Annotated in this window: 12 protein-coding genes and 1 riboswitch; of the genes, 4 read left to right on the forward strand and 8 right to left on the reverse strand. The window is 39.7% G+C overall.

Annotated elements, in window-relative coordinates; all coding sequences use genetic code 11:
• Positions 1–391 precede the first annotated feature (391 nt).
• From BVC89_RS05790 to BVC89_RS05800, 3 genes are all read left to right on the forward strand, one after another.
• Positions 392–769 (forward strand): hypothetical protein, encoded by a 378-nt coding sequence (locus tag BVC89_RS05790; protein ID WP_086930275.1) that lies wholly within the window; start codon positions 392–394, stop codon positions 767–769.
• A 423-nt stretch (positions 770–1,192) separates the two neighbouring features.
• Complete coding sequence (locus BVC89_RS05795; RefSeq protein ID WP_086930276.1) at positions 1,193–3,514, forward strand: TonB-dependent receptor plug domain-containing protein; 2,322 nt, start codon at positions 1,193–1,195, stop codon at positions 3,512–3,514.
• A gap of 316 nt (positions 3,515–3,830) precedes the next feature.
• Entirely contained in the window at positions 3,831–4,208 is a 378-nt protein-coding gene (locus BVC89_RS05800) for a thioredoxin domain-containing protein (RefSeq protein WP_216825096.1), read from the forward strand.
• Positions 4,209–4,244: 36 nt separating this feature from the next.
• Here the strand turns inward: BVC89_RS05800 and BVC89_RS05805 are convergent, their stop codons facing one another.
• The 3 genes from BVC89_RS05805 to BVC89_RS05815 form a co-directional block, all read right to left on the reverse strand.
• Positions 4,245–4,946: a type 1 glutamine amidotransferase gene (locus BVC89_RS05805; protein ID WP_086930277.1), complete on the reverse strand. Its 702-nt coding sequence runs from the start codon at positions 4,944–4,946 to the stop codon at positions 4,245–4,247.
• Positions 4,947–5,072: 126 nt separating this feature from the next.
• Positions 5,073–5,942 (reverse strand): dihydrodipicolinate synthase family protein, encoded by an 870-nt coding sequence (locus BVC89_RS05810; protein ID WP_086930278.1) that lies wholly within the window; start codon positions 5,940–5,942, stop codon positions 5,073–5,075.
• 11 nt (positions 5,943–5,953) lie between these two features.
• A complete protein-coding gene (locus tag BVC89_RS05815) occupies positions 5,954–6,730 on the reverse strand; it encodes an aldolase (protein ID WP_086930279.1) in 777 nt (258 codons plus the stop codon).
• Between the two features lie 140 nt (positions 6,731–6,870).
• Here BVC89_RS05815 and pdxR point away from each other — a divergent pair, with 140 nt between their 5' ends.
• Positions 6,871–8,334 carry a MocR-like pyridoxine biosynthesis transcription factor PdxR gene (gene pdxR, locus BVC89_RS05820; protein ID WP_086930280.1) on the forward strand — a complete coding sequence of 488 codons (1,464 nt, stop codon included), beginning with the start codon at positions 6,871–6,873 and terminating at the stop codon, positions 8,332–8,334.
• A 45-nt stretch (positions 8,335–8,379) separates the two neighbouring features.
• On the opposite strand, the gene thiE is transcribed toward pdxR, so the two are convergent.
• The 5 genes from thiE to thiC are packed head-to-tail and all read right to left on the reverse strand — an operon-like array spanning position 8,380 to position 13,901.
• Complete coding sequence (thiE, locus tag BVC89_RS29575; RefSeq protein ID WP_086930281.1) at positions 8,380–9,948, reverse strand: thiamine phosphate synthase; 1,569 nt, start codon at positions 9,946–9,948, stop codon at positions 8,380–8,382.
• 10 nt (positions 9,949–9,958) lie between these two features.
• On the reverse strand, positions 9,959–10,744 hold the full coding sequence (locus BVC89_RS05830) for a thiazole synthase (RefSeq protein ID WP_086930282.1): 786 nt from the start codon (positions 10,742–10,744) through the stop codon (positions 9,959–9,961).
• Between the two features lie 2 nt (positions 10,745–10,746).
• The gene (gene thiS, locus BVC89_RS05835; protein ID WP_086930283.1) at positions 10,747–10,944 is read right to left on the reverse strand and encodes a sulfur carrier protein ThiS; all 198 of its coding nucleotides are present in this window, start codon (positions 10,942–10,944) and stop codon (positions 10,747–10,749) included.
• A complete protein-coding gene (thiO, locus tag BVC89_RS05840) occupies positions 10,941–12,038 on the reverse strand; it encodes a glycine oxidase ThiO (RefSeq protein WP_086930284.1) in 1,098 nt (365 codons plus the stop codon). The genes thiS and thiO overlap by 4 nt, the downstream gene beginning before the upstream one ends.
• A gap of 9 nt (positions 12,039–12,047) precedes the next feature.
• The gene (gene thiC, locus BVC89_RS05845) at positions 12,048–13,901 is read right to left on the reverse strand and encodes a phosphomethylpyrimidine synthase ThiC (RefSeq protein ID WP_086930285.1); all 1,854 of its coding nucleotides are present in this window, start codon (positions 13,899–13,901) and stop codon (positions 12,048–12,050) included.
• A 303-nt stretch (positions 13,902–14,204) separates the two neighbouring features.
• Positions 14,205–14,348, reverse strand: a riboswitch (TPP riboswitch).
• Between the last annotated feature and the right edge of the window lie 226 nt (positions 14,349–14,574).

The raw sequence follows: 14,574 nt of genomic DNA on the forward strand, positions 1-14,574 counted from the left end.
TTATTAAATAAAATTAATTTATTTTTATTTAAAAGAATTGGTAAGGTGGTTTTTGTTTTATAATTCGCGTTTGATATCATTTATTTTTTTTATTGTAAGCATGTTATATCTTTGTCCAGCAATATGTTAGCTTTCTATCTGAATTTCGAGCAATAATGCCTGACCAATTAAAGAAGCAAATTGTCCTTTAATACATTTAAATAATATTTTCTCCGTTATTGACACGCATGTTTATAGGTTTAATAAAAAACCTAAATAATTCCAAATTAAAATGACCATATTTGCTCAAATTGCCACATAGTTAAAAATACTTGGTAGTGTCAATCTCGTTCTACCTAGGTAGGTATTTATAAAGGCTTATATATTTTAGCTAATGATAAGGTGATACCCTATGAAAATTGCTACATTTGGCTTGATACCCCTTCTAATTATACTTGTTGGTTGTAATGCAAGTATGTCAGCAAGAGAAAGTGCTAATTACAGCACTGAGAAATCGCTTGCTCAAATACAAGCGGTTCATAATAAACTTTCTATTGGTATGACCAAACAGGAGGTGGATGCTTTGCTAGGTAATCCTGATTATTCTCCGGAAGATGGTAAGTACTATTATGCTTCTTCCGAGAAACTCTATCTTTCTTCCGAGGAAAAAGAGTTATCGGTGGGGCTTGTCATAGAATACCGAAATAAAGATGGAAGTGTGAGTGAGTCTCTGCAAAATTTTTGGGTCGGTGCTTTGAAAGATTATCAGCATATGTTAAGTGATCGATGATAGTTAAAACCATAATATAAGGTATCATTGAGATCCTCTCTTAAAACTAGTAACATAGTTAGTTCCCTTATGCGGTTGTTTTGAAATATATAGCTGTATCATATACAGCTATACTTCGAGCAATAACAATTGTCTTCATTCCTTCCAGTACGATTTATTGTAATTGCATATTCCTATGCGAAAATTATTTTAATTTTTCCTTTCCTCATATTGATTAATTTGAGTTTGCTAAAAATTTTTATAATTAAAGTGAACATTTTTAAATGGGTACGCCACTCAAATAAAATGTAAAGAAGAAAAGTGTTAGTTCTGAGTTTTTGGTAGGCTCCATAAAAAGAACATCTACTAGCAGAATAAATATCACTTAGCCAATATCAAGGTTGTCGAGTTTCATTGATTTAATATTTTAAAAGGGGCGATATTATGTATTCTAATGATTTAAATACTAATTCGAAAACGATGGTATTTAAAAAAAGCAGTACTGCAAAAACAAGACTTTCGTGTTTAATAATGGGAATTATTGGTAGCATTAATTCTTATAGCGTATTGGCTCAATCAGCAAGCCAGTCAGTAGACAGTGGCTCAGATCAAATTGAAGAGGCTATCCTTGTGGTGAGCCCCCGGGTAGTGGCGCGTGATCGAGTAGAATCTATACAGCCCATTTTGTCTTACGATATCGCCTTTTTTCAACGCTTTGAGCCTACAAACCTAGGTGATATGTTAAAGCGCATACCTGGTTTAAATATTGACAGCCTTTTTTCTTCAAGTTCTAATTTTTCCGATACAGAAGCAAATGGATTTGGGTTTCGTGGTGCATTCGGTCGGGGTGCCGGACAGATTCTCTTAAATGGTAGAAGAATTCCAGGTATTAATGATGAAAACACTCTATCATTTAGCGGTATACCTGCTGAGCTTGTAAAAAAGATTGAAGTACATCGTACAGGTAGCGCCGATATTGATGCCCAAGGTTATGGTTTAACAGTAAACGTTGTGCTAAAAGATGGTCAGGATATTCCGTCTACAAAAAATGGTTATTGGCGTACTAACTTAAGACAGATTGGTGACGAAACCAGCGGTAATGTCTCGGGCTCTTTTCGCGGTAGCTTGGCGGATGATTATGATTTTTCTGTAAGTTATAGTTTTGATAATAATTCTCGTAATACTGTTAGTACCATCGAAAATAAAGTATTTAATCAAGATGCCGATGGAAATATCACGACAGATGCGGACATGAATTTCACTAGGGAAGAAACCCTTATTGATAAAACTCAACTAGGTCTTAACCTCACATTAGATAAGCAGTACGAGAATGATACTGCTTTATCAGTGCAAGCATACTATTTTAGTAATGATAGAGATGATGATACTGAAGGTGTGATGACTTCCACTAATGGATTCGACAATCCAGATTTTCTTGCCATCAAAAAGAATACTGAAGAGCAGCGTAATTTTGGTTCAGCAATTTCCCTTGCTTTACCTTTGGGTGCCGATTCGGATAATACATTGACCTTTGATTTAAGCTATGATGAATCAAGTTTCGATTATACTTTGTCATCTGCATTAACACCCACTGATGCAGTAACAGATGATGACAGCCAAGACCTTGAGCGATCAGAATTAAAGTTTGAAGTTAGATTAGATCTTTTAAGTTATTCAACTTATGACGTTAAGCTTGGTGTGCATACTGAGCTTAATGAGACAGATATTGATAGCTTAGGAGATATTCGCAGTGCGGAGCAGTCAAGAATTGACTTTTTCGGTATATATTCTTGGCATCCAACTGAGAATTTTTCAGTCGATTTGGGATACAGATATGAGACTACAGACAACGAAGCAATGTCTTCAGGTAGCAATCAGCAGCTTGTAGAGTCGGATCAAAGCACAAGCAACCCATCAGCACATATCCGCTGGAGTATTGCCGAAAACCATGACTTGAGGTTCTCAGCTGCAAGTAACGTGTCTCGACCTCCAGTTATTGCTCCGGCTTTTACGCAAGTTGGTGCTAACACCTTTGAATATTTAGACCCAGATCAGGAAGAATATATTTCTACTGAATTGGACTACGAATATCACTTTGATGAAAAAAGAGGCATTATTGGCTTTGCGCTTTTTCACAAAGAATCAGATAACATACCGCAGGTAGTCGAGGTTCAAGGAGTCGATGAAGTAAGAACTTTTATTGCCAATAACCAAGCGAGTTTATTATCTGTTCTCAATAGCCAAGCGCAAAATGGCTCTCCTGTTGACTCTCTAGATGTTATTGTTTCGGGAGATGGTGAGAATATTTTAAAAGGTGCTGAGTTAGATTTCAGTATTCCTATGCGACTTATAGGTCTCCCTGATTTAAGTTTTTCGTCGAACATATCTTATTTTGAAAGAGAATTCGATGATGATCGTGCAGTCGACTCTGTCGCAGCTAACTTCACCCTTGATCATAAGGTGGGATCACTGTTCAGTTATGGTGTTAGTTACAATATAAAAGGTGACGAAACAATTCGCTTCGTCAATCAAGACGGTAGTTCGACAACTCGAGTGTTTGATCGAGACCCTTCAGTGGATATTTTCGTTGAGAAGCGCTTTAATAAATACTTCTTAGCTCGTCTCGTCGCTGAAAATATTGACGATGCTTCTGAAGGCGTTACTAATACCCTCAATATCGCAAATCAAGCTAATCCTGCAAGCATTTCTCGTGATAGAGCACAGTCAGATAGCAATGTGCAGTTGATTTTACGCGGTGTATTTTAATAATTAATTCCTATCCCTTCAGATTGTGATTAACCGGATGTATCAATATATCCGGTTAGCCAATGCCGCCTTTATCAAAGATGGTTTTATAAAAAGAAGCCTAGTGCCAACAGGTTCTAGGTCGTTTTGGACAGTAAACTTCTTTTTGCATCCTTATCACATAGTGTATTAATGGGTTGTTTAAATAAAGTAAATGATCATGAAAATAACACGAGAAAAACCGTCAGAGTTTGAAGTTGCTACTTGGTTAAATACTGATAATGAGTTATCGCTATAAAATTTACGATGTAAAGTCGTAGCAGTTTTTACTTTTCAAATGCTTTGTTCTGGGGGTGTTAAATATGCTATCCCTCAGGCTAAAAAAATATATGAATTTTTCTCCAGGGAAGATCTTATTGTTATTGGTTTACATACAGTTTTTGAGTATCACGATGCCATGGGAGAGATCTCTCTTAAAGCTTTTTTACATGAGTATCGAGTAAATTTCCCTGTTGCTATTGATAAGCCATCGGATGATATAAATGATCCCATTCCTAAAACGATGAGAAAATATCAAACACAGGGAACACCAACACTCTTATTGTTTGATCACAATGGTTATTTACGAAAACACAAGATGGGGCACGAGCACGATTTAGTTTTAGGGGCTGAGCTAATGACACTGATTATGGAAAAAAATGATAATGAGAACTGATTTTTTGTTGTCTAAATTAATAGCGTCTAGGTTTGTTTATCGAGGATTCATTAATATCCAATTATCCAGTAATTGGAATAGTGTGTGCTTCAAATCATAATTTTCTGCATTTTTTTGTATTGATGATTGATCCTGAATGTATGGGCCGTCAACTAATTCTTTCTTACAAGCAGTAATAATCTTATCCACAGCAATATAGTCCATTTCCATATGGAACTGCAAAGCTAAGACATTATCTTGATACAAAAATCCCTGGTGCTTACATGCTGCGCTACTTGCTATATGTGTCGCTCCAGAAGGAATGCCAAAGGTTTCTTCGTGCCAATGGAGTACTGTAATCGCATAGTTAAGACCACTTAATAAGGGGTGTCCAACAATCTGATCGGTAAACGCAATAGGATACCAACCAATTTCCTTATTTTTATTTGTTTTTACTTTAGCATCTAATACTTGAGCAATTAGTTGGGCTCCCAGACAGATTCCTAGCACTTGCTTACCTTCATCGATAGATTTTTTTATACATTCTTTTTCTTTAACTAGCCACGGATAGATATCTTGATCGTGTACACTCATAGGCCCACCGAGAACGATAAGCAGATCAAAATCCTCTGTCCTCGGGATTTGATAGTTGTCCTTGAAAAAGCTCGTAACGCTTAATGAGAACTTCCTTTCTGATACCCAGTTTTCAATTAGAGATAAATCCTCAAAAGGGACATGCTGAAAGTAATGAACTCTCATAAATAACTGGCCTTATTTAAACTACATCCCTGCTTAGCTAGGGTCTTACTCATTGATAAGAGAAACTAAAAAATAATATTTTTTTAGTTTCGGAAAAGTTATTTTTTCTATTGGCACGAATAGCTTTTAAGCCATGAGCTCTTGCAGTAGTGTTTGTTCTTCTGCAACAGGCCCTCGCAAAGGCTTTCGGGGTAAGCCTGCATCTATTCCTCTAACTTTGAGGCCGGCTTTAATTGTTCGCGGAATATTGCTGGCAACTATAAAGCGTAGCATAGGTAGCTGTTGATAAAAGATTGCTCTGGCAGACTGAAGGTCGCCTTGACTTACGTACTCAAATAGTTTTTTGGGTTGCTTATCCAGTAAATTAGGTGCCGCTGTACACCAACCGCTTGCGCCTGCACATAATGCCTCTAAAGCAAGTGGATTGCTACCGTTGAAAAATGGTAGCTCACCATTGCTAAACTCAAATAGTTTATGCATACGCTGAATATCACCTGTACTTTCTTTTACCATGGTGACATTTTTAATTTCCTTGAACATTTTTATTAATAACTCGGGCGACATATCGATACCACTAGTCGCTGGGTTATTGTAAACCATAATAGGTATTGATATTGCGTCGGAAATCTCTTGGTAGTAATCAAAAATCTCTTGATCTGTTAGTTTCCAATAAGAGACAGGAATAATCATTGCTGCATCTGCACCAATTGATTCTGCGTATTTTGCTTTATTTACAGCCTGTGACGTGGTTATCTCAGAAATTCCAACAATGACTGGGATACGTTTTGCGACAGTTTTTACAGTAAACGCAGCTACTTGCTGCCATTCTTCTTGGCTTAGGTAAGCGCTTTCTCCGGTACTGCCAAGCGGTGCAATAGCGTCACTACCGTTTTCAATGAGCTGCTCTAGGCACTGAGCTAGTATGGAAAACTCTATGTTTTCTCCACTATCGTCGAACGGTGTAATAGGGTATGAAATAATACCTGAAATATTCACTGTGTAGCTCCTTAGACGCAATCAGCGTGCTTGTTAAGTACTTGTCTTGTATAGTAGGCAAAGTTGACTTTGTTGCGCTTGTCCGTTGAAACCCAATCGTGAGCTTCTTTTGCCAAAGCTGGCGGCAAGGCTTTTATTTCTCCGGCGGACATTGCCAGTAGTTGCAGCTTTGCTGCGCGTTCGATTAATACGGCCAAATTGCACGCTTCTTCGATAGTTTTTCCGACAACGAGTTGGCCGTGATGGGCAAGTAATATTGCACGTTTGTTACCGAGCGCTTCGGAAATAATAATGCCTTCTTGATTGCCTACTGGCACTCCAGGCCACTCTTTGAGAAACGCGCAGTCATCATAGAGCGCGCAGGTATCCATCTGAGATATCATTAGTGGCACTTCCAACATTGCTAGTGCAGCAACATGAGTGGGATGTGTATGAATAATACAATTAACATCTGGACGCTCTTTATACACCCAGGTGTGAAAGCGATTAGCTGGGTTAGCCATACCTTCACCATCTAGAGGTTGTAAATCTTCATTCACCGTTAATAAATTATCTGCTGTGATTTCGTCAAAACCTAGACCAAACCGCTGAGTAATAAAGGTATTGGGGGTTTGTGAGCGACAAGTGATCTGGCCTGCCAGTCCTGAGTCATGTCCTTTTTCAAATAAAATACGACACGTCAACGCAAGTTTTTGCTTGTCTGTGAGTTGGTCATCGCTAAATAACTCGTCCATACGGCTCTTGGCTTTGTCCATAAGCTCTTGTTTACTAAGGGATGCGGTTTTCATTATTCCACTCCTGTTCGATTGCTTACTTAACTAGTTGGGAACATAATAGGTAGCCACTGGACTGCAAGAACCATCCAGTTTCACTTTTTTATATGGTCCAGTTAAATTCGCGATACAGAAAGTCGCATAAAGGTCGATAGATGCAACAACCATGGGAAATTCAGTTGTGGCTTGAAGATAGTGAAGGTACTTCCTTTCATGCCAAACTTGCTAATCAGCTGACAAAAGATATTCAGTCTGGACGTCTGAAACCAGGTATGAGTATGCCTGGCTCTCGTTCAATGGCGAAGCAGTTGGGCGTCAATCGTAAAACCATACAGTTAGTTTATGAGGAATTGGAATCTCAAGGGTGGTTTTATACGCGCCCTCGACAAGGCACTTTTGTGGCTGATATTTTACCGGAGCCTGCGTTATCTGATAGAGATAGAAAACTTATCGATATTGCTGAAGACACGCTTACCCCTAGCGATTTGGCGACGGAACTCTATAAGTCTAGCTTGGCACAACATAATGACGTTGTAAGCACTAATGATGGCGTCCCTGATCCTCGATTAATTCCTTATGAGCAGCTATCGAAAGCCTACCGCCGCGCTATCATTCATTCCACGCGAACTGGTGAATTGAGCTATGGCGATCCACGCGGGGTAATGGCTTTGCGCTGTTCGATTAGGGATATGTTGACACTCGATCGCTTTATGAATGTAAGCGTCGATCAGATATGTACTGTGCGTGGCAGTCAGATGGGGATTTATTTAGCATCGAGGGTGCTCGACCCTAAAAAAGGGGTTATTGTATGTGAGGAGCTAAGTTACCCTCCTGCTGTCGCGGCTTTTGAAAACAATGGTTTTCAAGTTCTGAGGTGTCAATTAGACGGCGATGGGCTAAATACCGATCATTTAAAAAGTATTATTGCAAATAACCGGGTTGCCGCTGTTTATACCACGCCACATCATCAATATCCCACCACTGTATCCATGAGCATGGAACGCCGTCTGATGTTGTTAGCGCTATCTTGCCAACACAAAATATGGATCATAGAAGATGATTACGACCACGAATTTCACTATGGCACCAAGCCGATCCCCCCCTTATCTAGCTTGCCTAACTCGGATCATGTGGTACATATAGGTTCCATGTCTAAAGTGTTTGCGCCTGCACTTAGGCTCGGCTATGTGGCTGCTGATAAACGCTTTATTGATTTACTTGCGCAAGAAATTTTATTAATTGATCGACAAGGCAATACTATTACGGAACTTGCAGTTTCCCATTTAATGGCTCGTGGTGAGGTAAAAAAACACATTCGTAAAGTACGAAAACTATATCAAGCTAGGCGAGATTTCGCATTACAAGAATTCTTCAGAATATTTGGTAAGGAGATAATTATAGAGAAGCCCGCAGGAGGTATGGCACTGTGGGTGAATTTAAGCCGTATCATGTGTGAAAATAAAATAGCCCAGTTCAATCATCCCAACTTCCACTTTAAGTATTTGTTTAGTGAAAATAAAAGTGAATTTAGCCATATTCGCTTTGGTTTTGGTGCGCTGAGTGAAGAAGAGATTAGCGATTCAATTATGCAACTGGCTAGGGCCTGTTCATACAAATGATTATTATAAATAATCATTTGTTATTGCTTATCGCTAAAGTAAGAATTATGTATGGTCGAGTTTTTTCATTAAATTTAGCGTCATTGTCTCAGGATCTTGTGCTTGTGTAATGGCACTAATTAATGCGATACCATTAGCGCCTTGCTTTGTTATATTTTCGATACGATCTTCATTTATCCCTCCAATAGCCACCAAAGTTTGTTGACTAAGACATGTTCGCCAATAAGCAAAACCTTCTAATCCATGAGGAATCCACGGCATTTTCTTTGTGTTGGTATGATATATCGGCCCGCAGGCGATATAAGATGGGCGCAATGCCATAGCTCTGGCAACTTCGTAATGACAATGCGTGCTAATGCCCAGACGTAGGCCAGCGTCTTTTATAGTTTGTAAATCTGCGTCGCACAAGTCTTCTTGGCCTAAGTGCACACCATAGGCACCATGCTTAAGTGCCAGCTGCCAATAATCATTAATAAATAAACGCGCATTATATTGCTGTGCAAGCTGTATGCTGGTATAAATTTCTTGCTCTATTTTTTCATAAGAGCCTGATTTTATTCTAAGTTGGATTGTACTCACTCCTAACGGTAATAAACGTGCTAACCATGAAGCTTTATCAACAATAGGGTAGAGTCCTAGTGGCTCCTGTTGAGGCAATGTGTTTAGATTTTTTTTATTAGGCAAGGTGGCAGGTGGGAAATTTAGTAACTCTTCTTTTTCTTTCAGACTAAATTTTTTTTCTGGGTAGTGATGAGTTAATAATGGAATGTCTTGTTGTTGATTAGGAAACTGCGAAATATTAATAGGCCCTTTTTGGCCCCTTACACTATAACTATTGCGTAAACCTTGATTAATAGCCATTTTGGCTATGACTACTGCATCTTCATAGCTATAGTCCAAAGCGATTGCTGCTGCCGTGGATGATGCCATTGCACATCCGGTTCCTCTGGAGTTTTGAGTGTCTATATAGGGCGAGTTCAGCCAAAATTGATGGACTTTAGTGTGAAAATAATCTGCGACAACATCGCCTTGTGTTGCTAAGAACTCTTTTTGGTGCCCCCCCTTGATTAATACTCTTTGCGCGCCTAATGATATTATTTCTTTAGCTGCTTCTTCGATGCTTTTTATTGAGTCAATATTAATACCACTTAAAGCCTGAGCTTCGTGCAAATTGGGAGTAATGAGATTCGTTATAGGTAGTAGATGATCAACGATGCCTTTTTTAATGTCATCGGTAGAAAAAACCTCTCCGCTTGAAGCAGATAAAACTGGGTCAATAATAATGTGTTTGTCTTGAACAGCGCTTAGCAACTCTTTTATTACCAGTATTTGATCGAGTGAGCTTAGCATGCCTATTTTAATAATGAGACTACTACTTAAATCAATGGCACTTTTCAGTTGTTCTGCGAATATATCAGTTGCTGTAGGTTCTACTCGACAAACACCCCTATAGTCTTGCACTGTATTTGCGCTGCATACTACTTTTGTATGGGCTCCCATCGCCTGAACAGTTTTTATATCGCTATGTAAGCCTGCCATACCGGAGCTATCAATGCCGCCAATAGTGATAACAACTGGGCGAGAAGTGGGGGGGTGCATAACATTATTTGACATAGTGAAAATCTTACATTTTTTCTTGGTGCCAGAAGGGGGTACCCACTACTGGTGTGCTTGGCTGTGCGAGGTTGCGTTGATGCATAATACCTGCTTCGTAGCCGCTTCTCCCGGCAATAACTGCATGTTTGAATGCCTTTGCCATGGCTACAGGGTCGGTGGCATTGGCCACTGCTGTATTGAGTAAAACACCATCGTAGCCAAGTTCCATCGCTTGCGCTGCATGTGATGGCGCACCGATGCCGGCATCGACAATTAATGTGCATTCGGGCAGACGCTGACGCAAAGTCGTAAGTGCATAGGGATTAATTAATCCTCGGCCTGTCCCTATGGGGGCTCCCCAAGGCATTAATATCTTACAACCCGCCTGCACAAGTTTTTCGCATAGTACTAAATCGTCGGTACAATAAGGAAAAACCTCAAAGCCTTGCTGAGTTAATTCTTTGCTTGCTTCAACAAGGCCAAAAGGGTCAGGCTGTAAATTATAATCATCACCGATGATTTCCAGTTTAATCCATGATGTATTAAATATCTCGCGCGCCATTTGTGCTGTAGTTATTGCCTCTTTTACACTCTTGCATCCAGCGGTATTGGGTAAAATATTTACTTTTAAAGTGCTGAGTAGATCCCAAAAGTCTCGTCCTCCTTCTTGTGTTGGATTCATCCTACGTAAAGATACTGTGACTACCTGTGCCTCGCTGGCATTAATTGCATCAAGCATTATCTGAGGTGAAGGATATAGTGCAGAGCCAATTAAAAGGCGGCTATTTATCTGGGTTTGCGCAAGTTGCCACATAGTTATCCTCCTTGCATAGGTTTGAGTAACTCTATCTGGTCGCCTTCACAAAGTACTGTTTGAGAATAATGTGACCTTGGAATAAACTCCATATTTACAGCAACAGCGAAAGAGCCTTGAATATTTTGATTTTTTATTAAGTGTGCGAGGTTTGTATTTTCATCGATGACGATGGCTTTATCATTGAATTCGATATTCATAAATTGCTAGCTCTTGTTTTTGCTGCCTGATAAAAATGTGCATTTGCTTCTATTATTTTAGTTGCCTTTTCTACTAGCGCTGGCGCTAATAAAAAGCCATGCCTAAATAAGCCATTAATGCGCATTAATCCATCTGAATAATCTATTTGAGGTAAGTTGTCAGGTAATGCTGGACGGCAATTTGTTCGAGTATATTGAATAGAGGCTTCGGCAAACCCCGAGTGCACACTATACGCTGCAGATAGCAACTCCAGGGCGGAACGCACGGTAATTGAGCCTTTATAGTCGTTTTCTATTTGCGTAGCGCCGATAAGGTAGTGGTGATTTTGTCTGGGAACAATATAGATACGATAACGAGGATGCATAAGTCGAATCAAATGTTTAATGTTTACCTCTGGTGCATGCACACATATGGTTTCACCACGTACGCCTCGCAATTGAGGAAGATCTTTTTTGGCGCCGAGGCCGCGGCAGTCAATTACTAAGTCAAAGTGATGGCTACTGGCTTTTGTGGTTATTGTCGCGGAGCTGATATGCGTGACTTCGCAATTGTTATAAAATTGCACCTTCATATTTAACATGCTATCTATTAGCTTTTGTAGTAGTAATGAAGGCTGCAACCAAGCTTCAGATGCAATAAATATTGCTTGTTCAAAATTATTAGCAAGTCCAGGCTCTAGCGTCCTCAGCGCTGAAGCAGCAAGGGGTTGGTAAATAGTATTACCTTTTTTGCTGTTGGTAGATGCCAGTCGAGTACTGTGCTTTATAAAATTTTGTAAGTCGGCATAATCTTGCGGGTGAGATAATACAATGCTGCCAGTTTGCCGAAAGTCTACGCCATTGCCTAAAGCATTGACAATTCGAGGCCATAGGAGAAGGGATCTTCGACCCATGTTAACAATTTCTTCTTCGGTGGACTCTGCTTCTGAAAAAGGCGTTAACATACCTGCGGCAGTGTAAGCTGCCGCCTCGCCATTATTTTCACCTTGGCAAATATTATCTTTATCAAAAAGACTGATATCATAATGATGCTTGGCCAACTGCCAAGCTAACAGTCTCCCCATAATGCCCGCACCGACAATGCCAATTTTCATAATAAATAGTTAAATATTTTCTGCATTAATATAAAGTTGCGCTCCCTTATCTCGAAACTCCTTGGACTTTTCTTGCATTCCCTGATTAGCATACTCTCTTACTTCTTGAGTAATTTTCATAGAACAAAATTTAGGCCCACACATAGAACAAAAATGTGCTACTTTGGCAGAATCTTTTGGCAATGTTTGGTCATGAAATTCCTGCGCTCGCTCAGGGTCAAGCCCCAAATTAAACTGATCGTGCCAGCGAAAATCAAAACGTGCTTTAGAAAGTAAGTCGTCGCGATAACGCGCTCCGGGATGGCCTTTTGCTACATCGGCTGCGTGGGCCGCGATTTTATACGTAATAATACCTTCTTTAACATCATTTTTATCAGGCAAACCTAAATGCTCCTTGGGAGTAACATAGCAGAGCATTGCACACCCGTACCACGCGATCATGGCGGCGCCAATGCCACTGGTAATATGATCATAGCCTGGTGCAATGTCAGTAGTTAATGGCCCAAGTGTATAAAAGGGGGCTTCGTGACAGTGTTTAAGTTGCATGTCCATATTTTCCTGGATTAGATGCATTGGCACATGTCCTGGACCTTCAATCATCACTTGAACATCATGTTCCCATGCTATTTTTGTCAGTTTGCCTAAGGTAATTAATTCTGCAAATTGTGCTTCATCATTTGCATCTGCCGCTGAGCCTGGGCGCAGACCATCGCCTAGAGAAAAACTTACATCATAGGCTTTCATGATTTCACAAATTTCTTCAAAGTGGGTATAGAGAAAGTTTTCCTGGTGGTGGGCGATACACCACTTAGCCATAATCGAGCCGCCACGGGAAACAATTCCCGTAACCCTGTTAACCGTCAAGGGAATAAAAGCTAAACGGACGCCAGCGTGAATAGTAAAATAATCGACACCTTGTTCGGCTTGTTCAATCAGAGTATCGCGAAAAATCTCCCAAGTTAAATCCTCGGCCACACCGTTAACTTTTTCTAGTGCCTGATAAATGGGTACGGTGCCGATAGGTACGGGCGAGTTGCGAATAATATAATCTCTCGTGGAGTGAATATGCTTGCCAGTAGATAAATCCATTACCGTATCGCCGCCCCAGCGAACTGCCCAAACTAATTTTTCTACTTCCTGCTCAATATCAGAATCTAATGCTGAATTACCTATATTAGCATTCACTTTTACTAAGAAATTGCGGCCAATAATCATTGGCTCAAGTTCAGTATGGTTAATATTTGCGGGTATAATCGCTCGTCCTTCTGCTACTTCTTTGCGCACAAATTCTGCTGTTATAGGTGCAAGCTTAGCTCCCATTGGATTTCCTTGCAGGCGCTTTTGTCTTTCTTCGGTGTTAAATTCGTTATTTATTGCTTCGCGTAATTGGTTTTCTCTAATCGCAATGTAGTGCATTTCTGCCGTGATAATACCTTGGCGAGCATAGTGCATTTGAGAAACATTTTTTCCTGTTTTAGCGCGACAAGGTTGGCGTTGTAATTCAGGAGAATTAAATGGAAAAGCCTTGCTTGCGTCTTCAAAACCATTGTCAATCGCTTTAATTTCTCGCCCTTGATAATGCTCAGCATCTCCTCGTTGCTGTATCCATTGGGAGCGGATATCTTTTAGACCGCGATGAATATCGATGGCTTCGTTTTCATCTGTATAGGGGCCTGAAGTATCATATACGGCAGTGGTAGTGCCATCGGTTAAGGCAATTTCTCTCATCGGAACTTTAATTTCCACACCGTCAATTGATGCCTGAGAATATATTTTTTTACTCGCAGGTAATGGTGTGGTTGAGATACTGCTTTTAACTGTATCTGTATCAGATTCGCTTTTGAGAAATTCAGGAGTATTCATATCTTTCGCCGTTAAATAAATTAATAATACGGCGATAGGGAAGTGTATTATCACAAAGCAAAGCGAGTTTTTATAAGTTGGCCTTTGATCAGTTCTTTAGCTAATCAATCTTTAAGCCGTTTATAGTGTGAAAGCAGAGTCAGAACTTAAGTAAATTTACTTTTCTAAAGCCTTTCTCAATTTACACTCATTATTTTTTTACGTAATAAGTGTAATAAACTGCTGCCACTCTTTTTATCTATTATAAATTCATATGTAGATTTATAGCTCTATGATCATATATGAATTTAAGATGCTTTATTTGCAATAAATGAAACTCGTCCCTACGCCGATACTAATCGGATCAGGTTATGCGGGTTTGTAAAAATACATCTCAACTAAACAGTGAGTCTAAGCGAGTGATTCAAATAAGGTACATCTCAGCACATGGCACCCCGCGAGTGGATGAGATTATAGATCTTCTTTTTTGCATTTGTAAATAGCTATTGCCTGAGTCAGCAACTTTAAGTTTGTTTATGCAGTCAGCTTTTACCTAAGAATTTAATCTATGCAACCGGTAGGAATAGAGATTTGGACAGGGCTGTTGGCATGCCCTAATCTAATTTTTACGTGACAAGAGTTTTGGTGAAGAATTCATTGCGAGATTAAGACGGCAATGCTAAAAATTAGAAGA

Source organism: Agarilytica rhodophyticola (assembly GCF_002157225.2).
Classification (GTDB): Bacteria; Pseudomonadota; Gammaproteobacteria; order Pseudomonadales; family Cellvibrionaceae; genus Agarilytica; species Agarilytica rhodophyticola.

What these genes read in the sequence shown, in the direction of transcription:
- BVC89_RS05795 (WP_086930276.1), top strand. Translation starts at nt 1,193, where the DNA reads ATGTATTCTAATGATTTAAATACTAATTCGAAAACGATGGTATTTAAA.
- BVC89_RS05805 (WP_086930277.1), bottom strand. Translation starts at nt 4,946, where the DNA reads ATGAGAGTTCATTACTTTCAGCATGTCCCTTTTGAGGATTTATCTCTA.
- thiS (WP_086930283.1), bottom strand. Translation starts at nt 10,944, where the DNA reads ATGAATATCGAATTCAATGATAAAGCCATCGTCATCGATGAAAATACA.
- thiO (WP_086930284.1), bottom strand. Translation starts at nt 12,038, where the DNA reads ATGAAAATTGGCATTGTCGGTGCGGGCATTATGGGGAGACTGTTAGCT.
- thiE (WP_086930281.1), bottom strand. Translation starts at nt 9,948, where the DNA reads ATGTCAAATAATGTTATGCACCCCCCCACTTCTCGCCCAGTTGTTATC.
- BVC89_RS05790 (WP_086930275.1), top strand. Translation starts at nt 392, where the DNA reads ATGAAAATTGCTACATTTGGCTTGATACCCCTTCTAATTATACTTGTT.
- BVC89_RS05830 (WP_086930282.1), bottom strand. Translation starts at nt 10,744, where the DNA reads ATGTGGCAACTTGCGCAAACCCAGATAAATAGCCGCCTTTTAATTGGC.
- BVC89_RS05800 (WP_216825096.1), top strand. Translation starts at nt 3,831, where the DNA reads ATGCTTTGTTCTGGGGGTGTTAAATATGCTATCCCTCAGGCTAAAAAA.
- BVC89_RS05815 (WP_086930279.1), bottom strand. Translation starts at nt 6,730, where the DNA reads ATGAAAACCGCATCCCTTAGTAAACAAGAGCTTATGGACAAAGCCAAG.
- thiC (WP_086930285.1), bottom strand. Translation starts at nt 13,901, where the DNA reads ATGAATACTCCTGAATTTCTCAAAAGCGAATCTGATACAGATACAGTT.
- pdxR (WP_086930280.1), top strand. Translation starts at nt 6,871, where the DNA reads ATGCAACAACCATGGGAAATTCAGTTGTGGCTTGAAGATAGTGAAGGT.